Genomic DNA, 20014 nt, shown 5'->3' on the forward strand with positions numbered 1-20014 from the left:
ACAGACGGCTTTCTGATTTTAAAGTTTATGTTTGACGACCATAGCGAGTTGGTCCCACGCCTTCCCATCCCGAACAGGACCGTGAAACGACTTAGCGCCGATGATAGTGTGGATTACCCATGTGAAAGTAGGTCATCGTCAAACGCCCCATTTAAAGCCCTGATGCAAACGCATCAGGGCTTTATTCATTCTTAAAGATAGCTTTAAATATAATACACATTCATATAAACAAGCGTCCTGTAAACTTTACAGGACGCTTGTTGGTTTATAAGCCTTAATATTAAGTTGCCGTAAAGCCTTAATTACATACCATTAAAATGGGTATTAATTTTAATTGATGTAGTAAGCATATAATTCTTATAATGGAAGAATTATTATTAGGGGTGGTGTGTTATGGCTAACATAAAGAAAAATGTGTTATTAATGGTTCCGATTGTGGGGAGTGTTTTAACAATCAATATGGCCTATGCCGCTACCAGTGTTTCTATAGGTAATCAGCCATTATCTGGTATTACTATGGAATCCAAGTCTAATATTTTCTTGGCACTGTCGGTGGAATTCCCAACGGCGGGTGCTGCTTATAATGATAATCAATTGGATCCAGTAGAGTTAACGACCCGATATTGGGGGTATTTTGATCCAGCCAAATGCTATGTTGTATCAGGAACAAATACGGGTCGTTATTTTGAGCCCAAAGGCTTGGCTGTATTGAAAAGTGGCATTTATGAGTGTAATCAAGGTTCGACTACTAATGAATACAGCGGCAATGTTTTAAACTGGGCAACCATGTCGGCATTGGATGTTTACCGATCTGAAATGACAGGTGGTAATAGAGCATTAGGTGTGGGTACCAGTAATTCAGCATATGAAGATGGTGATACCAATGCTTTGACTTATTTGCGTCGCGCCAGAGTTTACGATGGTCAAAATCGAAATTCAGGTGGCTATGGCAAATTTCCTGATCGTCGTGTAGTAGTTGGGCGTGATCAAATGAAGCGTTTGGTGCCACATGATGTGATTTATAATTTGAGCGGTGGTCAGGCAAGTAGTTTGCGAACCGTTATTTTTGACAGCAAAGATTTTTATGTGACTGTAAAGCATTTGGGTCAAAATAATGCAGTGGTGAGTCGCATTACGAATCTTCCAGTGGTGGTACAAGTTTGTAAGCCGAGTTTATTAGAAAACAATTGTGTTGCTTATGCTGCTTCAGGACGCTCTAAGCCTGAAGGTTTGATGCAAAACTACCGTGATAAGATGAATTTTGCCTCTTTCGGTTATTTGAATATTGCCGGCAATAATATTAATGGTGGTGTATTGCGTTCTAAATTGGCTTCGATTGTGAATGAATACAATCAAAATACAGGGCAATTTGTGATTAATCCTTTTCCAAGCGCAGACAGCTTTGGTGCTGAGGTGACCAATAGTGGTTCTATCAATTATCTGAACAAATTTGGTGATGAAAATGGCTATAAGACCAATGACCCTGTGGCCGAACTGTATTATACGGTTTTGCGTTATATCCGTAATAAAGGCTATGTTGGTGGAAACACGCGCAGTACAGCATGGTTACCTAATAATTTAACCAAGCAGCAAAAAGACAATTTCCCAGTCATTGATTTTTTTGGTCCAAGTAACGATCCGTTTAAAAATGCCAATGGAACATTGAATCCTGATACCGTTTGTAGCCCTAATACCATTATGGTGATTGGTGATACCAATACACATGCTGATAGGGATTTGCCTGGTATGGGTCAAACTAATTCACCAACAGATGATGATATTCCTACTCCCGAGTTTATCGACAAGTTGAAGAAGGCTGAGTTGGCTTACATTGGGGCTGCGGCAAATGCTACATTTATGGACAATGCTTATAATACGGGCATGGGTTCCTCAAACAGTGGTGCTGGTTTGCCTGCTTTGGCTTATTGGGCTAATACCGAAAATGTGCGGCCTGATTTATTAAGCAATTTGCGTAAGCCATTAAATTTAAAAACCTTTATGATTGACGTTTTGGAGAATGGATCTTATAAGGCTGAGAATGGTAATGGTCCGCAATGGATTCGAAATTCTTATTATTTGGCAGGTAAATACGGTGGATTTACAGATCAAAATGGCGATAAAGTTCCCAATCGAGATCGTTTGACTGAGTGGACGAATGATACGCCGCCGGGAGATTTGAGTATTTCTCAATATACCTGGGGAACACCAAAAAACTTTGCATTAGCCAATGACCCAGATTCGATGGTGGAGGCTTTGCAAAAAGCATTTAATTCTGTTCAAGGCTCGGAAGATGCATCGCAAACCGGTGTTGCTACCAGTGTGGGTGCTGATTTGTTTGATATTGACAATGATCGCGTTGTGCGTGCGTCATATAAAGACAGTAATTGGTCTGGTGATGTAGTTGGTTTTCAATTGATGAGAGGTGGTAATGGTTCGTTGGAAGGGAATAATGCTACTGAATGGAGCGCCAATAGTTTATTGAGGGATAATAACAATCGTCGCATCTTTGCCAATAATGGTAGTGGTGTTTATGAATTTACCATTGCCAATGCAGGCCAATTCAATACGCAGTTAAATACAACCAATGCGGCTAATTTGATTGGCTATATGCGAGGTGAAACTACTAATGAAGGCAGTGCTGCTGGTCAATTACGCCCGCGAAGTGGTGATAAATTGGGTACAGTGGTGAATTCACAAGTGGTATCTATTCCAACACCTAAAGCCGCACCAACGGGCTGTACCTATGCGGATACTGCGACATTGGCTCGTACAGGTATGTATGGTTTCGCATCTAATGATGGCATGTACCATATGCTAGATGCTGATGGTCGTGAAATTTATGCTTATATTCCATCAACAGCATTGTCAAAATTAAATGCATATGCAACAAATGGTTATCAACACCAATATATCAATGATGGTTTGAGTACTTATGCTGAGGTATGTTATGCCTCTGGTGACGGTGGTGCGCGCAGTGTGGTTGTCGGTTCTACTGGCCGTGGTGGTCGTTCGATTTATGCATTAGATGTCACCAATTTATCTAATCCAGGTGCCAATAATACTTTGTGGGAATTCAGTGCAACCCATGACAGTGATTTTGGTCACTTTATAGGTAAGCCTGTTTTGACCAAAGATCGCAGCGGTAAACCTGTGGTTGTGGTGACGAGTGGTTATAATGGCAACAGTAACAATGGTTATTTGTATGTGTTAGATGTGAATAAAACCGGCTCTTGGGTAGAGGGCGTGAATTATCAAAAAATTGCTTTAGGTACTGGAGGTGTCGGTTCGCCATTTGTCTATGATGCTGATAACAATGGGATTGCGGATGCTGTGTATGTGGGTGATTTGGATGGTAAATTATGGAAGGTAAATTTGACGGCAGATAACAGTTGGGTCAAAGCATTTAACGGTTTGCCATTGTTCAGTGTTCCTAATAGTGATGCCAATAACCCAGGTACGGGTATTACGGCTACGCCATTTGTACAAGTCACCCGTGGTCGTTTGACTGTATTTTTTGGTACAGGACGCTATTTGGATGAAACTGACTTTAATTTGAGTTCGCAGAATTACGCATATGGTATTTTTGATACTGGTGAAGCGATTACCAACCCTGATACCCAGTTATTGAATCAAACCATTGATACGACACCTGTAGCAGGACGTAATGATTTGTGGTTATTGTCGAGCAATGCTTTAGAAGGCCATCATTTAGGTTGGAGAATCACTTTAAGACAAGGGCAAATGATTGTCGATCAAGCCAATGTTCAAAGCAAACGAGCTGTGTTCTTTAATGTCTTTACACCAATGCCTGCTGCCAACTGTTTGGTGACCAGTACCACGTTCTTATTGGGCGCTGATGTGCGCAGTGGTGCACAATATGAAGAGCCATTGTTTGACGTGAATCGCGATGGTGTTGTGGATGAGAATGATGCGGTAGGTGGATTTTTTCAATTAGGCGAAATGTTAGGACCTGTTGGCACGATGATCCAAACAGAAGATGGTCGAGTGTTGTATATTGTGATTGGTTCAGATGGTCAATTACATGTACTTGATTTGAATCCATTGGCAGTTCCACCAAGTAACTTGAAATACAAGCGTTTATCATGGCGTGAAATCTTCTAACGCTGCGGCAAAAAAAGCCACCTTGAAAATAGGGTGGCTTTTTGATTGCTTAAAATCTGTAAATTCAGTAAAATAGCTTGCTTCTAAGGCATGTCGACCATGCCAAAAAAGCACGTAACACAATTTTTGAACAATTGTGGGGCGTGTTTTTTTTTAGCCTCAGTTTGCCTTGCTTCAAAAGAATACAATACAAACAATATATTATGTGTTTGTGATGAATAAGAATGGAATCAAACATGACAACGACCGCTGCAATTTTGGTTTTGGCTGACGGTAGTACTTTTCATGGTCAATCGATTGGCTATGAAGGTAGTACTGTAGGTGAGGTGGTATTCAATACTGCTATGACCGGCTATCAAGAAATTTTAACTGACCCATCCTATACCAAACAAATGGTCACTTTGACCTATCCACACATTGGCAATACTGGTTGCAACAATGAAGACACTGAATCTAAAGAAGTGTATGCAGCTGGTTTGATTATTCGTGATTTGCCTATTGTGGCCAGTAATTTTCGCTCAGAAATCAATTTACAAGACTATTTAATTGCGAATAAAACCGTCGCAATTGCTGATATTGACACGCGTCGTTTGACGCGTATTTTGCGTGATAAAGGCGCACAAGCGGGCTGTATCATGACGGGTCATGATTTGGATGAAGCCAAAGCGTTGGAATTGGCAAAATCATTCGGCTCTATGGCGGGCAAAGATTTGGCTAAAGAAGTCACTTGTAACCAATCATACGAATGGACACAAGGCGAATGGACTTTGGAACAAGGCTTCACCCAGCCTGAAAGCCAGCCTTACCATGTGGTGGCGTATGATTTTGGTGTGAAAACCAATATTCTGCGTATGTTGGCTGAGCGTGGTTGTCGTTTGACTGTGGTGCCTGCACAAACGCCTGCCAAAGATGTGTTGGCTTTGAATCCAGATGGCGTGTTCTTATCTAATGGTCCAGGCGACCCTGAGCCATGTGATTATGCGATTGCGGCGATTCAAGAAATTTTGGCGACTCAAAAACCTGTATTTGGCATTTGTTTGGGTCACCAATTATTGGGTTTGGCAGTTGGTGCCAAAACACGCAAAATGGCTTTCGGTCATCATGGTGCTAACCATCCAGTACAAGACATTGATGCTGGTAAAGTGATGATTACCAGTCAGAACCATGGTTTTGAAGTGGATGAATCTAGTTTGCCTGCCAATGTGCGTGTGACGCATCGCTCGTTGTTTGATGGTTCAGTACAAGGTATTGAATTGACCAATCAAGAGGCATTCTCTTTCCAAGGTCACCCAGAGGCTAGTCCAGGTCCACATGATGTGGCTTATTTGTTTGACCGTTTTATTGCAGCTATGGCTGCGAAATAAGATAAGAGCGTCCTGTAACCATGAATACGGTGTCTGCGTTATTGGCTTTAAGTGATTATGCTTTTGTGTTGGTGAATGTGTTTGCACCCAACCATTTTGCAGGCAACCCCTTGGCGGTCTTTCCACATGCCGATGGGGTGAGCGATATGGACATGCAAGCTTTGGCCAAGCAAACGAATTTGGCTGCCACAGTGTTTGCTTTTAACAGCACTTCTGCTGCTGCCAAATTGCGTATTTTTACGCCAGATTGCGAATTGCCATTTGCAGGACACCCTGTGATTGGCGCTGCACGGGTTTTGGATCAGCTCAAACGCCTGCCCGCTCAATTTCAGTTTGAAACCGAAGCAGGGTTGGTGCAAATTGAACGTCATAAAATGCGTTATACCTTTACGTGTGCGCAAGGCAGTTGTGATGAGGTGCAAACGCAGGCAATTCCTGAATTGCTAGCGGCATTGGGCATGGATGAATTGGCTTTATCTAGCAGCCCATGTTGGGTCAATACAGGCAGCGAACAGCTTTTATTGGAAGTGAGTCAAACGGCAGTTTTAGACGGTCTGAAACCTGATGTTGAGAAATTGTCCACTTGGTTTGCACAACAAGGCAAACGTGTAGCGGTGTATTTGTGGCACGAGAAAAACCGTTATGTCAGAGTGCGTTTTTTCAGTGTGACCAAAAACCAATTGATAGAAAACATTGGAGCAGGTACAGCTTGTGCCAATTTGGGTACTTGGTGTTTGATGCAAGGCTTGAATGATGTGAATTGGAATGTGTTGCAAGGCGATTATCTAGGTCGCCCCAATCGCTTGTTCTTGCGCACAGATGAGGCCAATTGTATTCACGTCGGCGGCGAAACCATCATTGTCGGTCACGGCAGTATGAGCGTGCCACAGACTAAAAACGAGGATTATTGAGATGTTGGGTGTGGTGGATTTACCGACTTATGTCTTGGGTGTGATTGCAATTATTTTGCTACCTGGCCCCAATTCCATGTTTTGTTTGACTGTGGGCGCACAATACGGTGTTGCCAAAGGTTATCAAGCGATTGCTGCGGTCTTTTTGGGCGATTTGGTGTTGATGACATTGGCAGCTTTGGGTGCTGCATCTGTGATGGTGCAATATCCTGCTGTGTTCAATGTGGTGAAATATGTTGGTGGTGCTTACCTAGCTTATCTGAGCATTCGCATGATGATTGGTGCTGTAAAAGGTTGGATGAAACCTGCCAAGCAACTGGACGAGCCTATTGAGCCTGCTTTGTCTTCACCGAATGTCTTTGGTCGTGCTTTGATTTTGAGTTTGCTGAATCCCAAAGCGATTTTGTTTTTCATTTCTTTTTTCGTGCAGTTTGTTGACCCTAATTATCCACATCCCGTGGTGAGTTTTGCGGTGTTGGCTTCGATTTTACAAATCGTGAGTTTGACTTATTTGACAGTCTTGATTTTTGCGGGTGCGCATTTGGTGCGTTGGTTCCGCAGCCGTCAAAAAGTGGCCGCAGCAGGATTGGCATCGGTAGGTGCTTTGTTTATGAGTTTCGCAGTGAAATTGTGGACTGCCACAATTGCTTAATGAGATTTTGAAAATGTACAGGACGCTTGAAGCGTCCTGAAAGATGATAAGAGATTACTATGCCTAAACGTACCGATATAAAAACCATTTTGATCATTGGCGCAGGTCCAATTGTGATTGGTCAAGCGTGTGAGTTTGACTATTCTGGCGCACAAGCATGTAAAGCTTTGCGTGAAGAAGGTTATAAAGTGGTGTTGGTGAATTCTAATCCAGCGACCATCATGACCGATCCTGAAATGGCTGATGTGACTTACATCGAGCCGATTCGTTGGCAAACGGTTGAGCAAATCATTGCCAAAGAGCGTCCTGATGCGATTTTGCCAACAATGGGCGGTCAAACAGCATTGAACTGTGCTTTGGATTTGGCTCGCAATGGCGTGTTGGCGAAATACAATGTGGAATTGATTGGCGCAACAGAAGATGCCATCGACAAAGCCGAAGACCGTGGTCGCTTCAAATTGGCGATGGAAAAAATTGGCTTAAAATGTCCTAAATCTTTTGTGTGTCACACCATGGAAGCGGCATTGGCAGCGCAAGCAGAAGTGGCTTATCCTACTTTGATTCGTCCATCGTTCACCATGGGTGGTTCGGGTGGCGGTATTGCTTACAACAAAGAAGAATTTTTGGAAATTTGTGAGCGTGGTTTTGATGCGTCTCCAACGCACGAATTGTTGATTGAGCAATCGATTTTGGGCTGGAAAGAATACGAGATGGAAGTGGTACGCGACAAAGCGGACAACTGCATCATCATCTGTTCGATTGAAAACTTCGACCCTTGTGGTGTACACACAGGTGACTCTATCACGGTTGCGCCTGCACAAACTTTGACCGACAAAGAATACCAAATCATGCGTAACGCTTCTTTGGCGGTATTGCGTGAAATCGGTGTGGACACTGGCGGCTCTAACGTACAGTTTGCGACCAATCCTGAAACAGGCGAAATGATTGTCATCGAGATGAACCCACGCGTGTCACGTTCATCTGCTTTGGCGTCTAAAGCCACAGGTTTCCCAATTGCCAAAGTCGCTGCCAAATTGGCAGTAGGTTTTACTTTGGATGAATTGAGCAACGACATTACAGGCGGCCGTACGCCTGCGTCTTTTGAACCATCAATCGACTATGTTGTGACCAAAATCCCTCGTTTTGCATTTGAAAAATTCCCAGCAGCCGATGACCGTTTGACCACACAAATGAAATCTGTGGGCGAAGTGATGGCGATGGGTCGCACGATTCAAGAATCGATGCAAAAAGCATTGCGTGGTTTGGAAACAGGTTTGTGTGGTTTCAATCCTCGTTCGACTGACAAAGCAGAAATCATGCGCGAAGTTGCGGTGCCTGGTCCTGAGCGCATTTTGTTTGTGGCTGACGCATTCCGTATTGGCATGAGCTTGGAAGAAATTTTCGAAATCAGCAAAATCGACCCTTGGTTCTTGGCGCAATTGCGTGATTTGATTGAAGAAGAAAACAAAGTGGCGGCAGGTTCTTTGCAAGACTTGGATTATGCTAACTTGCGTCGCTTGAAACGCAAAGGCTTCTCAGACCAACGTTTGTCACAATTGTTGAACGTGTCTGAAACAGCTGTGCGTGAACACCGTCATGGTTTGAAATTGTACCCTGTGTACAAACGTGTGGACACATGTGCTGCTGAGTTTGCAACCGATACCGCTTACATGTACTCAACTTACGAAGAAGAGTGTGAAGCCAATCCAAGCGACCGCAAAAAAATCATGATTTTGGGCGGTGGTCCTAACCGTATTGGTCAAGGCATTGAGTTTGACTACTGCTGTGTGCATGCGGCTTTGGCTTTGCGTGAAAGCGGTTTTGAAACCATCATGGTTAACTGTAACCCTGAAACGGTTTCAACTGACTTTGATACTTCAGACCGCTTGTATTTCGAACCGTTGACTTTGGAAGACGTGTTGGAAATTGTGAAAGTCGAACAACCTTATGGTTTGATTGTACATTACGGTGGCCAAACACCATTGAAATTGGCGAACGCTTTGGTTGAAAACGGCGTGAACATCATTGGTACATCTGCTGACAGCATTGATGCTGCCGAAGACCGTGAACGTTTCCAACAAATCTTGAAAGATTTGGGTTTGCGTCAACCTGATAACCGCACGGCACGTACCAACGAAGAAGCGATTGTGTTGGCTGAAGAAATTGGTTATCCATTGGTCGTGCGTCCATCGTATGTATTGGGTGGTCGCGCGATGCAAGTGGTGAGCAATGCTGATGAATTAGGCCGCTACATGCGCGAAGCGGTGAGCGTGTCTAATGACAGCCCAGTGTTGTTGGATTTCTTCTTGAACAATGCTATTGAAGTGGATGTGGATTGTATTTCTGACGGTGAACAAGTGGTTATCGGTGGCATCATGCAACACATCGAACAAGCAGGCGTGCACTCTGGTGACTCAGGTTGCTCGATTCCACCTTACTCATTGCCACAAGACATTCAAGACGAAATTCGTCGCCAAACCAAAGAAATGGCTAAGGCTTTGAATGTGGTTGGTTTGATGAACGTGCAGTTTGCGGTTCAAGATGGCGTGGTGTATGTGTTGGAAGTGAATCCTCGTGCTTCTCGTACTGTGCCGTTTGTGAGTAAGGCAACAGGCGTGCCATTGGCAAAAATTGCAGCGCGCGCGATGGCTGGCATTACTTTGAATGAGCAAGAAGCCACCACAGAAGTGATTCCTGACTATTACAGCGTGAAAGAAGCAGTCTTCCCATTCATCAAATTCCCGGGTGTCGACACCATTTTAGGTCCTGAAATGCGCTCAACAGGCGAAGTGATGGGCGTGGGTGTGGATTTCTCTGAGGCGTATTTGAAAGCACAATTGGGTGCTGGTGAGCGCATTCCAACTGTGGGCAAAGTATTCTTGTCTGTGCGTGAGCAAGACAAACAATACGTGGAAAAAACCGCACGCAATTTCCAAGAATTGGGTTATGGTTTGTGTGCTACACGTGGTACAGCGGCTTATTTGAAAGAAAAAGGTTTCATCGTGCAAGTGGTGAACAAAGTCTTGGAAGGTCGCCCGCACATTGTTGACATGATTAAAAATGGCGACATTGCGGTCGTTGTGAACACCGTTTCTCACGAGGCACAATCGATTCAAGACAGCCATTCTATTCGTCGCACCGCTTTGAACAATCGTATTCCTTTGTATACGACGATTGCAGGTGGTGAAGCGATGAGTGAAGGTGTGAAATCTTTGAATGATACCGATGTGTACAGCGTTCAAGAATTGCACGCCCGTTTGCAAAAATAAGTGTTGAACTGATTTGAATCATCACAAGCGTCCTGTAAAAGTTTACAGGACGCTTTTTTCAATGGTTAAAGGAAAGATAGCATGAATGAATGGTTGGCTTTTTTGTGGGCGCCTTATCAAACTTACAGTCGTATTGAAATTTCGGTAGAAGCGTTGGCGGCGGTGTTTGGCGTGGTATCGGTATTACTGGCGCAAAGACGCCATATTTGGGTTTATCCTGTTGGTTTGGTATCGACCATTTTATACAGTTATTTGTTTTTCAAATGGGGTTTGTATGGAGAAGCTCTTATCAATGCTTATTACACCGCCATGTCGGTTTATGGTTGGATTTTATGGCGCCAACACAGTGAGCAAGACCATGTTCATGTGGCAGTGCAATGGGCTAATTTCAAAGATGCGGGCATTGGTGGCGTGATTTGGTTGTGTAGTTTCTTGTTTGTGTTGGCTATTTATTATTTCAGACCATGGATAGAAAGTGGATTTTCTGTGTGGGACATGAATCAACATAGCATACACCATTTGGGTGGCATCGATTTTTTAGATGCATCTATTGCAGCAACGTGTTTTGTGGCGATGTGGTTGCAAGCGCAGCGACGCATCAATCATTGGTATTTGTGGACCATAGCCAATGTGGTGATGGTGCCATTGATGTTTTACAAAGGTTATGGCATTACTGCTTTGCAATATATGGTGTTTGTGGTGTTGGCATGGATTGGTTTGCGTTTGTGGAAACAATCATTGCAAGCGTCCTGAAAAGATTTAAATGTTGCGCTGCAAAAATATTTTTCATTGAGTATAAATTCATTTATAAATATGTTATTTTAATTAAAAATCAAAAATTGACATATCACTGTCAATACCGACATGCTTTTTTTCAAGACTGATGGGACGTAATGAATACGCTAGACAATCAAGAAATACACTGCAAAGACGATGATCAATCTGCGGCAACCGAATTGGTGGCTATTTTGGTCGCTGTAACCAATGGACAAGCACGGGTGTTGACAACCAATCATGGCAATCATTTGCCATCAGGACCTTTGTCACCTTTGCACCGTTCTTTACAAAAAGGGGTGAAAGTTTGGGTAGAAGAACAAACGGCGCAACCTTTGGATTACGTGGAACAGTTGTACACATTTGTCGATACGGCACGTGGTTTGGAGGCGGGGCAATATTGTTTGATGGTCAGCTATTTGGGTCTGGTGAAGGAAATGGATGCCAGCAGCTTAAGTTTGGAAGCCAAATGGTTTGATTGGTATGTTTTTTTTCCATGGGAAGATAGACGCAGCCGTGAAAATGAAGCGCGTTGTAGCCATATTGTTGCGGCGTTGGATGCGTGGATAGAAGCTGCCGAAGACGAAAGCAGCCGCCAATTTCGCCAACAGCGTGTGGACATGTATTGGGGGCGTGGTGAGTGGAATTGGTCGGAAGAATTGGCTTTGCAACGCTATGAATTGATGTATGAAATTGGCTTATTACCAGAATCACCACAATTTCAAGGCGAAGAAATCCCATTTACAGGGCAAAGCATGCAAGGCGATCATCGCCGTATTTTGGCAACAGCTTTGAGTCGTTTGCGTGCGAAAATCAAATACCGTCCGTTGATTTTCGATTTGATGCCACCAACATTTACCTTGTTGCAATTGCAACAAAGCATTGAGGCTTTGGCGGGCTTATTGTTGCACAAGCCTAATTTCCGCCGCTTGATTCAACACCAAGATTTGGTTGAGCCAACAGGCGAAAGCATCATGCAAGACCGTGGTCGTCCTGCACAAATGTACCGTTTCAAACCGAATATTTTGAAAGAACGGGCTTTGGCGCGCGGTAAAATGCCTGTGAATAAGTGAATGATTGATTCAAAATGTTAGCAAACCCCAAGAGTCTATTGAAAGCGTGGTGGTAATAGCCCAAATACAATAGAGAATCAGGCGGTTTGTACAAATTAGGATGTGAGGCGGTAGGCGCAATCACATCCTATTTTTGATGGTTTGAAGAAGGGAAAAGGACAAACATGGATTTGGTCTCACGGGTACAAAGGCTACCCATAGGAAAGTTTCATTACCGTTTGTTGGTGGTAGTCGGCTTGGGTTGGATGTTCGATGCGATGGATACAGGCTTGATTGCTTTTATCATGACACGTTTGGCAGAAGATTGGCAGTTGGCACCAAGCGACAAAGGTTGGATTGTCAGCGTGGGTTTTATTGGCATGGCTTTGGGGGCAGTGATTGCCGGTGCCATTGCCGATAAAGTAGGGAGAAAAACCGTATTTGCAGGGACTTTGGTGGTTTATTCGGTGGCCACCGCTTTGTGTGGTTTGGCACCGAATCTAACGTGGTTATTGGTGTTTCGTTTTATTGTGGGCATTGGTTTGGGTGGGCAATTGCCTGTAGCGGTGACTTTGGTCAGCGAATACGTTCCTGCGCATGTACGAGGACGCTTCATTGTATTGTTGGAAAGCTTTTGGGGCTTAGGTTGGTTGGTGGCGGCTTTGATTGCTTATTTCATCATTCCCAATCACGATTGGCACACGGCTTTTTTGGTCGGTGGATTGCCTGTGTTGTATGTGTTGGTATTGTGGAAATTGGTGCCTGAATCCATTCCGTATTTAATCCATAAAGGACGCTTGGAAGAAGCGCACGCAATTGTATCCAAATTGGAAAAAGAAGCAGGCGTTGAGGTCGTGAAGACAATTGAAATTGCGCCTGTGGCTGAAAAAAAGAATATCAGTTTTGGGCAATTGTGGTCTAAAATCTTTGCTCGTCGTACTTTGATGTTGTGGTTAATTTGGTTTGGTATCGTTTACTCTTATTACGGTATTTTCACATGGTTGCCGAGCTTGTTGGTGCAAAAAGGCTATTCGATTGTGCAATCATTTGAATACACTTTGATTTTGATTTTGGCACAATTGCCAGGCTATGTCGTGGCAGCTTGGTTGGTCGAAAAATGGGGTCGTAAAACCACGTTGGCGGCATTTATGGCAGCGTGTGCGGTGTGTACATTTTTCTTCAGCAGTGCCAATTCTGAAGCGGCTATCATCACTTGGGGTTGCTTGTTGTCTTTCTTTAATTTGGGTGCTTGGGGCGTCCTGTATACCTATACGCCAGAACAATATCCAACCAATATTCGTGCTTTCGGCTCGGGTTGGGCTTCGGCTGTGGGGCGGATGGGCGGTATTTTAGCGCCTATGGTTGTCACCAGCATGATGGTATCACCCAATGGTTTTAGCAATGTGTTTATGATGTTTACAGGTGTTTTGTTTGCAGTAGCGGTGGTAGTGGCTGTGTTAGGCGAAGAAACCAAGGGACGCACTTTGGAATCTATCAGCCAATAAATACCATCATGAAAAAACGGAAAGGTCGTTAAAAATGGCGTGGATTTTTTTGCTTATCGCAGGCTTGCTAGAAGTGGTATGGGCGACATCGATGAAATATTCAGATGGTTTTAGTCGTTTGTGGCCGAGCGTGTTGACGATTGTGGCGATGATTGCCAGCTTTGCTTTGCTGTCTGCCTCGATGAAAACCTTGCCATTGGGAACGGCTTATACCATTTGGACAGGCATCGGTGCGGCGGGGGCTTTCATTGTTGGCATTTTGTTCTTAGGCGAACACTTGAGTATGATGCGTGTGTTGGCTGCTGTCTTGATAGTCAGTGGTTTGGTTTTGATGAAATTGTCTTCTTGATGGGGATATATGAAAGCGTCCTGTAATATTACAGGACGCTTTTGAATGAATTTTGTTAATCAGATAAAGCCTCTTGCTTTTGTTGCAAAGCGATTTCAGCTTGTTGGATATGGGTAATGGCGTGTAAAAACAATTCCTTGGTTTCAGGTGTTGGAATGTATGCCTGCCCTTGCTCATCATAAACTTGATAGGTAAAACCCTCTTTATTGGTTGCATCTGCATTTAGACGCATCAAAATGCGACCATCGGGCAACAAATAATCTTCGTGAGTGGCTTCGTGTTGTGCGTTGAAAAATTGTTTTTTAAACACTTCACCGCTGGCGTAATACGTTTCTTTGGTGCCAATGGCTTGTCCTTTTTGCAGATGCACCGTGGATTTTTTGCTGCCATCAGGAAAATAAAAAACCACAGTGCCATCGATAAAAGGCAATGTATCCCATTCGTATAGTCCACGTTCATCAAAAATGATAAAAGCATTGGTTTGCGGTGTGTGAGTGTGTTGGTAGAAGTCTTGCACCACCCAATAATGCTGGGCAGTTTTGCCATACAGGGTGCGTCGAAAAGCCGCTTGGTTGTTTTGGGCGGAGTATTGACCATTTTTCTGAAAATACGCCAATGTTTTTTCTTCTGTTTTGACAACTTGTTGTTTGGCATCGGGCGCAACATGGCTTTGACATGCACTTAAAGCCATGACAATCAGGCTTAACAATAAGGCTTTTGAGTACAAATAAAGCATGTTCATTCCTTTCATTGATTCACCATCATTTCAAATACCTATTTTAAGCAATGTGATTTGAAAGACAAACATTTGAGTGTCATGTTTGCTGATGGTTTCTTGATATTGACATGGCTGATTAAAATTAATCTTTTTGAGTGCAACACGATGAAAACTGATTCAAACTGCCTAAACCGGTTTTGCGTACAATGAAAAGCGTCCTGTAAAGTTTACAGGACGCTTGATAATATGTATGGATGGGGGCTTAATTGTATTTCTTTTGACCTGCTTCGCAGCTGTCTTTTTTAGAACCTTTGAATACTTGGTCTAATTGCTGATTGGCTTCGTTGAGCAGTTTGTTTTTGTCGGCGCCACTCAAATTTTGAGCACATTCTTGTTTGAGTTTGTCAGACAAAACTTTGGTTTGTTTTAATTGGTAAGCACAACGTTGTTGATAGCCTTGAGCGGTGTATAAATCACGAGCGATGTCTTGGCAATTGGCCATTGCCATTTGACTGCTACCAATCACTGCTACAGTTAAAATCGCGCTAAATAAAGCTTTCATGGATGTCTCGATGGTTAAAAATGATGGTTAATCAATGATCAAGTTAACGGCGATTGGCATATTTAGAACAAAATTGTTGTGCGCCAATACGCTGATACTCGTTTTTCAATTCATTGCTTTGTAAATTTTGCTGTTCTTGAATGGCTTCTTTGCTGCCTAAAGCTGCTTCACAAGATTGGTCATTGATGACATCTTGATAGGTTTGGCTTGCTGTGCCACCACACAATTGGCTGATGGTTAATTGAAATGAATTGGCATGAGCATAGCGTTTACAGCGGTTGGCAGGGCTGTTGGGATTGGCGATGGCTAAGGTGCTTAACGCCAATAAAGATGCCGCTAAAATCAATTGTTTCATGCGCTTATCCTCTTTAAAAACAGCAAATTTATTTAATGCTATTATACGCGACATTAATGAGCATCTAAATAAAGTTGGGTAAAAATACTATAATTCAATATTATAACGTGTACATTCAGCGATATTAAAAATACAAAAATCAATATGAAAGTGGTTGGACAATGAAGTTAATGGCAGTGTGTGTGGCGGCAATGGTGATGGTTTTAAGTGCTTGTGGTGAGCCTAAAGTCACGCCACAGCTCAAGGTACAAGATTTGGATGGTCAATATGTGACGTTGCAATCTTTGCAAGGCAAGCCAGTCGTGATCAATGTATGGGCCACGTGGTGTGCGCCTTGTCGTCGTGAAATGCCTTTATTGCAAGAGGCGCAACAACAAAATCCCGATGTGACTTTTGTGTTGATCAATCAAGGTGAAAAAGTCGATGCCATTGAACGCTATTTGGCGCAAGAACAGTTGAACTTAAAAAATGTGTGGCAAGATGAAAATTTATTGACCCAAGAGGCTTTGGGTTATCAAGCTTTGCCAAGCACGTATTTTTTGAATGCCAAAGGTCAATTGCTTGCTCAATCGGTTGGTGAGCTTGAAAAGTCACATTTAGAACAATATTTAAAAGACATTCGTTAAGTCTTATTGTAAGCGTCCTGTAAGGTTTACAGGACGCTTGTTTATGCATGGCAAGAGGATTGATTGACTGTCAAAGTGATGGTTTCTTGATTGCGAAATATATAATTAAAATGCATTTTGTAACCTGCTGCTAAAAATTTCTTGGTGTCTTTTTCAGCGCACAATTGCTGTATGGCGGCTTGTTTGTTGCTGTCTAAGCTTAATATTTGTGGCGTGATGGCTTCGCTTAAAATGGTGAAATTGTAATGAATGTCTTTACCTGTGCGTTTTAGCGAGGATATTTCCATAAAGTTGCCCGCTTGATAAGGCAGTTGTGCTTGCATGTGTTTGAGAGTGGTGTCAATTTCTTGATCGTAATTGTTGCTGTGGCTGGTTTGATTTTGTATGACTTGAGTCAGATCAGCCGATTCGGTGTCTTTGGTTTGATGGCCACAGGCGCTGATGGACAAGACTGCACAGCAGACTAAAAAAGAGAGTTTCAACATGATAAGTCCTTATTTTAAAAGCATGATAACCATCAGCTCGTTATCGTAAGGCCATGTTTTACAACCATTGTTCCAATGCAAGCAAAGCTTTTTGTTTGCCCCACCAACATGCTTCTTCAAAAACTGAATAACCAGACAAATCACTGTGAGCAAACTGCAAGCGTCCTGTATGCTTTTGCAAGGCTTGTAAACCTGTGTTGCTCAAATAATCTGGTGTCGGTACTGCCATGGCATGCCCTCGTACGGTGATGCGTGCTTGTACCATTTGGCGGCGGATGTCGACACCATAAATGCTTTCTAATTCGGCAGCGGCATGTTGGTAAATGGTTTCAGGACGGCTGTTGATGAGCCAATGGCGAACATTGGCAGGTGTGTCATGATTGAGCGCATTGTATGCGGTGAATGAAGTATACGGCGGTTGACCTCGCCACAATTCTTGATGTGTGGACACGACATAGCCCAAACCTTGCCCTTGATAGGCGACATTGTCCCAAGCCAAAGGCGTACCACTGTATTCAGCAGGCATGCCTTTAAAAATAAAATTGCTCACCAACCACGGCGCATATTCAGGCATGTGTTCGCGTGGATTAAATCCGTATTGAGAAATACCATTCACCACGCGCGCGGCAATGTACAACGGCATGGCACAAATCACCGTTTGAGCGTGCAAATACAACCAACCTTGTTGTCCATCGTAGACCAATACTTTCACGCCATCTTTGGTTTCTTCAATCTTCATGGCACTGGCATTCAAAGACACGGCTTGATGCTGAGGCGTCCTGTAAGCAGCAATATCGGGATAAGTTTGTAAGCGACAATATTGGCGTATGCGCTCGCTCAAATGGTTCAAACCATCAGACCAAGTCAATACTTGGTGGCTGTGTTCGTGTTCATCGTCCAAACGGGTGCGCGCGCAAAAATAATGCAAGCCTGCCCAAGCCGACACTTGGTGTATGCCTTGTCCATAATCATCGCGACAACAATAATCGGCATACCACAGCAAACTTTCATCGTCATAATGTTCTTGCTTGAGCCAAGTGGCAAAAACCATTTGGTCGAGTTGGCGCCATGTTTGATCCAAGCTAGAGGCGGCAAGTGGCATGGCAAACACACGTTTGTTGTCCGTACCATGTTGCAAACTCAAGCGATGCATGTGTTCAAAAAAACGTTCGCTTTGAGCGTTTTTGTGTGGCGCAATGGTGTTTTGCCAATGTTCATCAAAATACAAACGCTCGGTTGGCGCATGCACCAAAGCTTTTTCATCGTATTGACCGTCCTGAAAAACCTTTAAGTCGCGTAGCAATTCTTCGATATGAGTCGATTCGAGCGAAGGCAAAGGCAGATAATGCGCCCCCGTTGGATAATACACCTCGCCATGATGTTCGCCACGATTGTTGCCATTGCGTTCAGGACCATCGAGTAAAACATAATCGTGCATGCCATGTTTGGCAAATTGCCACGCCGCCGACAAACCCGCACCGCCGCTACCAACAATCACCGCTTTAACCTGTTTGACAGGGATGTTTTGAGGCAATGCATGCATGGCGTCGCGCATGGCATGCCCCAAAGCCATGCCGGGATAATCAATGCTAATGGGTGGCGTTTGAGGATTGAACCGACGGTAAGAGCCCAAACCAGTAGCACCAAGCAAGCCTGCACCCAATACATGTCCTAAAAAACGGCGGCGGCTGAGTTTCATCATCGTGTTGCAGCTCGCCAATCGGATTCAAAATATTCGACCAAACGTTGCGTGTTCAAATGATTGGCTTCCACGTTCAAGCGAGGCATGTCTTTGGGAAATGAAAACATTTGTGCTGTGGTTTGTGCATCTAAAAATTGTGTAGGTACTTGATAGGTTTTGGGGATGTGGAACTCGTCCTGTAGCGATGCCATCACAAAACCCCATTCACCAAAAGAAGGCACATAAGCATGGTAAGGCAAAGTTCTTAAGCCTGCCGCTTCCAAGGTGGTGACGATGCACCAAAACGCTTGTGGCGCAAAATAAGGCGAAGTCGATTGCACCACGACATTGCCGTTTGGGTTGAGATGGCGTTTGACCATGCGATACATCGGTACAGAATACAATTTGCCCAATGAAAAATTGGATGGATCAGGCAAATCGATGATAATCGCATCAAAAGTTTGGGTGGCTTGTTCTAGCCATTTGGCCGCATCGTTGTTGACGATGGTGACTTTGGGATGGTTTAAGGCGTTGGCATTGAGTTGGGTCAAGGCAGAAGAAGTGCGAAACAGCTTGGTCATTTCAGGATCCAAATCGACCAAGGTAATGTGATTGACTTGTGGGTATTTCAACACTTCGCGTGCCGCAAAACCATCGCCACCACCCAAAATCAATACATCTTTCACGGTGTTTTTTTGTTCCATAATCGGCAAAACCAAGGCTTCGTGGTAACGGGCTTCGTCAATCGACGAAAATTGCAAATTGCCGTTGATGAACAAGCGCGTGTCATTGTGCCAACGTGTGACCACCAAACGCTGGTAAGGCGAGGCGCTCGAATACACAATCGGATCGCCAAAATAACTTTGTTCGGCTTTGTAAGTGATTTGGTCTGCATACCAAAAACAACACAATAAAACCAACATGATGATGTTGCCACGAAAACGCAGGCTTTTATAAGATGGTAATTCGTGTTTGAAAATTTTGGCAGTGATTAAAGCCACGCCCACATTCAAAATACCAAACAACAAAGCGCTGCGAGCCATGCCTAATTTGGGTGCCAAAATCAATGGAAATAACAAAGACACCGCCAAGGCGCCCATGTAATCAAACGTCAGTACACGACTGACAATTTCTTTGAATTCGGCTTGATGTTGATGTAAAACCCGCATCACCAAAGGAATTTCCATACCCACAACCGTACCAACAATAATGACTAAACCATATAAAATGATGCGAAATGGCGCGGCAGAAAAACCAAACAAAACAAACAGTGCCAAAGCCGATATGCCGCCGATGATGCCGACAAGCATTTCGGTTTCAATAAAACGGGTGAGAGCATGCTCGTCTGAGATGTAGCGGGTTAAATGCGAACCGATGCCCATTGAGAACAAATACAGGCCGATGATGGTGGAAAATTGTAAGATAGAATCGCCTAACAAATAGCTGGCCAAAGCAGCCATGATGAGCTCATAGGCCAAACCACAGCTTGCGACAATGAAAACAGAGATGATTAAAGCGGGATTCACAGGTTTTTCCACCAAGAAAAGTGCAGGCATGCTAACACAAATTTTGATGTAAATAGCATGTAA

The 20014-nt window shown here is 43.6% G+C and carries 16 protein-coding genes and 1 rRNA gene; 11 read left to right on the forward strand and 6 right to left on the reverse strand.

Annotated features, from left to right (window positions below; genetic code table 11):
- Positions 1 to 30: 30 nt before the first annotated feature.
- From rrf to sugE, 10 genes are all read left to right on the forward strand, one after another.
- Positions 31 to 144 (forward strand): 5S ribosomal RNA (rrf, locus tag H150_RS0106170).
- Positions 145 to 393: 249 nt separating this feature from the next.
- Positions 394 to 4122 (forward strand): pilus assembly protein, encoded by a 3729-nt coding sequence (locus tag H150_RS0106175; RefSeq protein ID WP_019958186.1) that lies wholly within the window; start codon positions 394 to 396, stop codon positions 4120 to 4122.
- Positions 4123 to 4358: 236 nt separating this feature from the next.
- The gene (carA, locus tag H150_RS0106180) at positions 4359 to 5486 is read left to right on the forward strand and encodes a glutamine-hydrolyzing carbamoyl-phosphate synthase small subunit (protein ID WP_040755735.1); all 1128 of its coding nucleotides are present in this window, start codon (positions 4359 to 4361) and stop codon (positions 5484 to 5486) included.
- A gap of 20 nt (positions 5487 to 5506) precedes the next feature.
- Complete coding sequence (locus tag H150_RS0106185; protein ID WP_019958188.1) at positions 5507 to 6397, forward strand: PhzF family phenazine biosynthesis protein; 891 nt, start codon at positions 5507 to 5509, stop codon at positions 6395 to 6397.
- Between the two features lies 1 nt (position 6398).
- Positions 6399 to 7049: a leucine efflux protein LeuE gene (gene leuE / locus H150_RS0106190; RefSeq protein WP_019958189.1), complete on the forward strand. Its 651-nt coding sequence runs from the start codon at positions 6399 to 6401 to the stop codon at positions 7047 to 7049.
- A 59-nt stretch (positions 7050 to 7108) separates the two neighbouring features.
- On the forward strand, positions 7109 to 10318 hold the full coding sequence (gene carB / locus H150_RS0106195) for a carbamoyl-phosphate synthase large subunit (RefSeq protein WP_019958190.1): 3210 nt from the start codon (positions 7109 to 7111) through the stop codon (positions 10316 to 10318).
- A gap of 81 nt (positions 10319 to 10399) precedes the next feature.
- Positions 10400 to 11071, forward strand: coding sequence for a nicotinamide riboside transporter PnuC (pnuC, locus tag H150_RS0106200; protein ID WP_019958191.1), 672 nt, complete (start codon positions 10400 to 10402; stop codon positions 11069 to 11071).
- A gap of 140 nt (positions 11072 to 11211) precedes the next feature.
- Positions 11212 to 12165, forward strand: a complete 954-nt coding sequence (locus tag H150_RS0106205; RefSeq protein ID WP_019958192.1) for an NUDIX hydrolase — start codon at positions 11212 to 11214, stop codon at positions 12163 to 12165.
- Between the two features lie 164 nt (positions 12166 to 12329).
- The gene (gene niaP, locus H150_RS0106210) at positions 12330 to 13649 is read left to right on the forward strand and encodes a niacin transporter NiaP (protein ID WP_026353525.1); all 1320 of its coding nucleotides are present in this window, start codon (positions 12330 to 12332) and stop codon (positions 13647 to 13649) included.
- 34 nt (positions 13650 to 13683) lie between these two features.
- Positions 13684 to 13998 (forward strand): quaternary ammonium compound efflux SMR transporter SugE, encoded by a 315-nt coding sequence (sugE, locus tag H150_RS0106215; protein WP_019958194.1) that lies wholly within the window; start codon positions 13684 to 13686, stop codon positions 13996 to 13998.
- A 55-nt stretch (positions 13999 to 14053) separates the two neighbouring features.
- On the opposite strand, the gene H150_RS0106220 is transcribed toward sugE, so the two are convergent.
- The 3 genes from H150_RS0106220 to H150_RS0106230 form a co-directional block, all read right to left on the reverse strand.
- The gene (locus H150_RS0106220) at positions 14054 to 14734 is read right to left on the reverse strand and encodes a toxin-antitoxin system YwqK family antitoxin (protein ID WP_026353526.1); all 681 of its coding nucleotides are present in this window, start codon (positions 14732 to 14734) and stop codon (positions 14054 to 14056) included.
- Between the two features lie 244 nt (positions 14735 to 14978).
- Positions 14979 to 15278 (reverse strand): hypothetical protein, encoded by a 300-nt coding sequence (locus H150_RS0106225; RefSeq protein WP_019958196.1) that lies wholly within the window; start codon positions 15276 to 15278, stop codon positions 14979 to 14981.
- 43 nt (positions 15279 to 15321) lie between these two features.
- Entirely contained in the window at positions 15322 to 15633 is a 312-nt protein-coding gene (locus H150_RS0106230) for a hypothetical protein (RefSeq protein ID WP_019958197.1), read from the reverse strand.
- A gap of 161 nt (positions 15634 to 15794) precedes the next feature.
- On the opposite strand from H150_RS0106230, the gene H150_RS13890 reads away from it, so the two are divergent.
- Positions 15795 to 16259: a TlpA family protein disulfide reductase gene (locus H150_RS13890; RefSeq protein ID WP_081619554.1), complete on the forward strand. Its 465-nt coding sequence runs from the start codon at positions 15795 to 15797 to the stop codon at positions 16257 to 16259.
- Between the two features lie 41 nt (positions 16260 to 16300).
- Here the strand turns inward: H150_RS13890 and H150_RS0106240 are convergent, their stop codons facing one another.
- Genes H150_RS0106240 through H150_RS0106250 form a run of 3 tightly spaced genes read right to left on the reverse strand, consistent with a single transcriptional unit; the run spans position 16301 to position 19981 of the window.
- Complete coding sequence (locus H150_RS0106240; RefSeq protein WP_019958199.1) at positions 16301 to 16744, reverse strand: hypothetical protein; 444 nt, start codon at positions 16742 to 16744, stop codon at positions 16301 to 16303.
- A gap of 58 nt (positions 16745 to 16802) precedes the next feature.
- Positions 16803 to 18446, reverse strand: coding sequence for an FAD-dependent oxidoreductase (locus H150_RS0106245; RefSeq protein WP_019958200.1), 1644 nt, complete (start codon positions 18444 to 18446; stop codon positions 16803 to 16805).
- The gene (locus tag H150_RS0106250) at positions 18443 to 19981 is read right to left on the reverse strand and encodes a polyamine aminopropyltransferase (protein WP_019958201.1); all 1539 of its coding nucleotides are present in this window, start codon (positions 19979 to 19981) and stop codon (positions 18443 to 18445) included. Before H150_RS0106250 ends, H150_RS0106245 begins: the two co-directional genes overlap by 4 nt.
- Between the last annotated feature and the right edge of the window lie 33 nt (positions 19982 to 20014).

It is taken from the genome of Vitreoscilla stercoraria DSM 513 (genome assembly GCF_000382305.1).
Classification (GTDB): Bacteria; Pseudomonadota; Gammaproteobacteria; order Burkholderiales; family Neisseriaceae; genus Vitreoscilla; species Vitreoscilla stercoraria.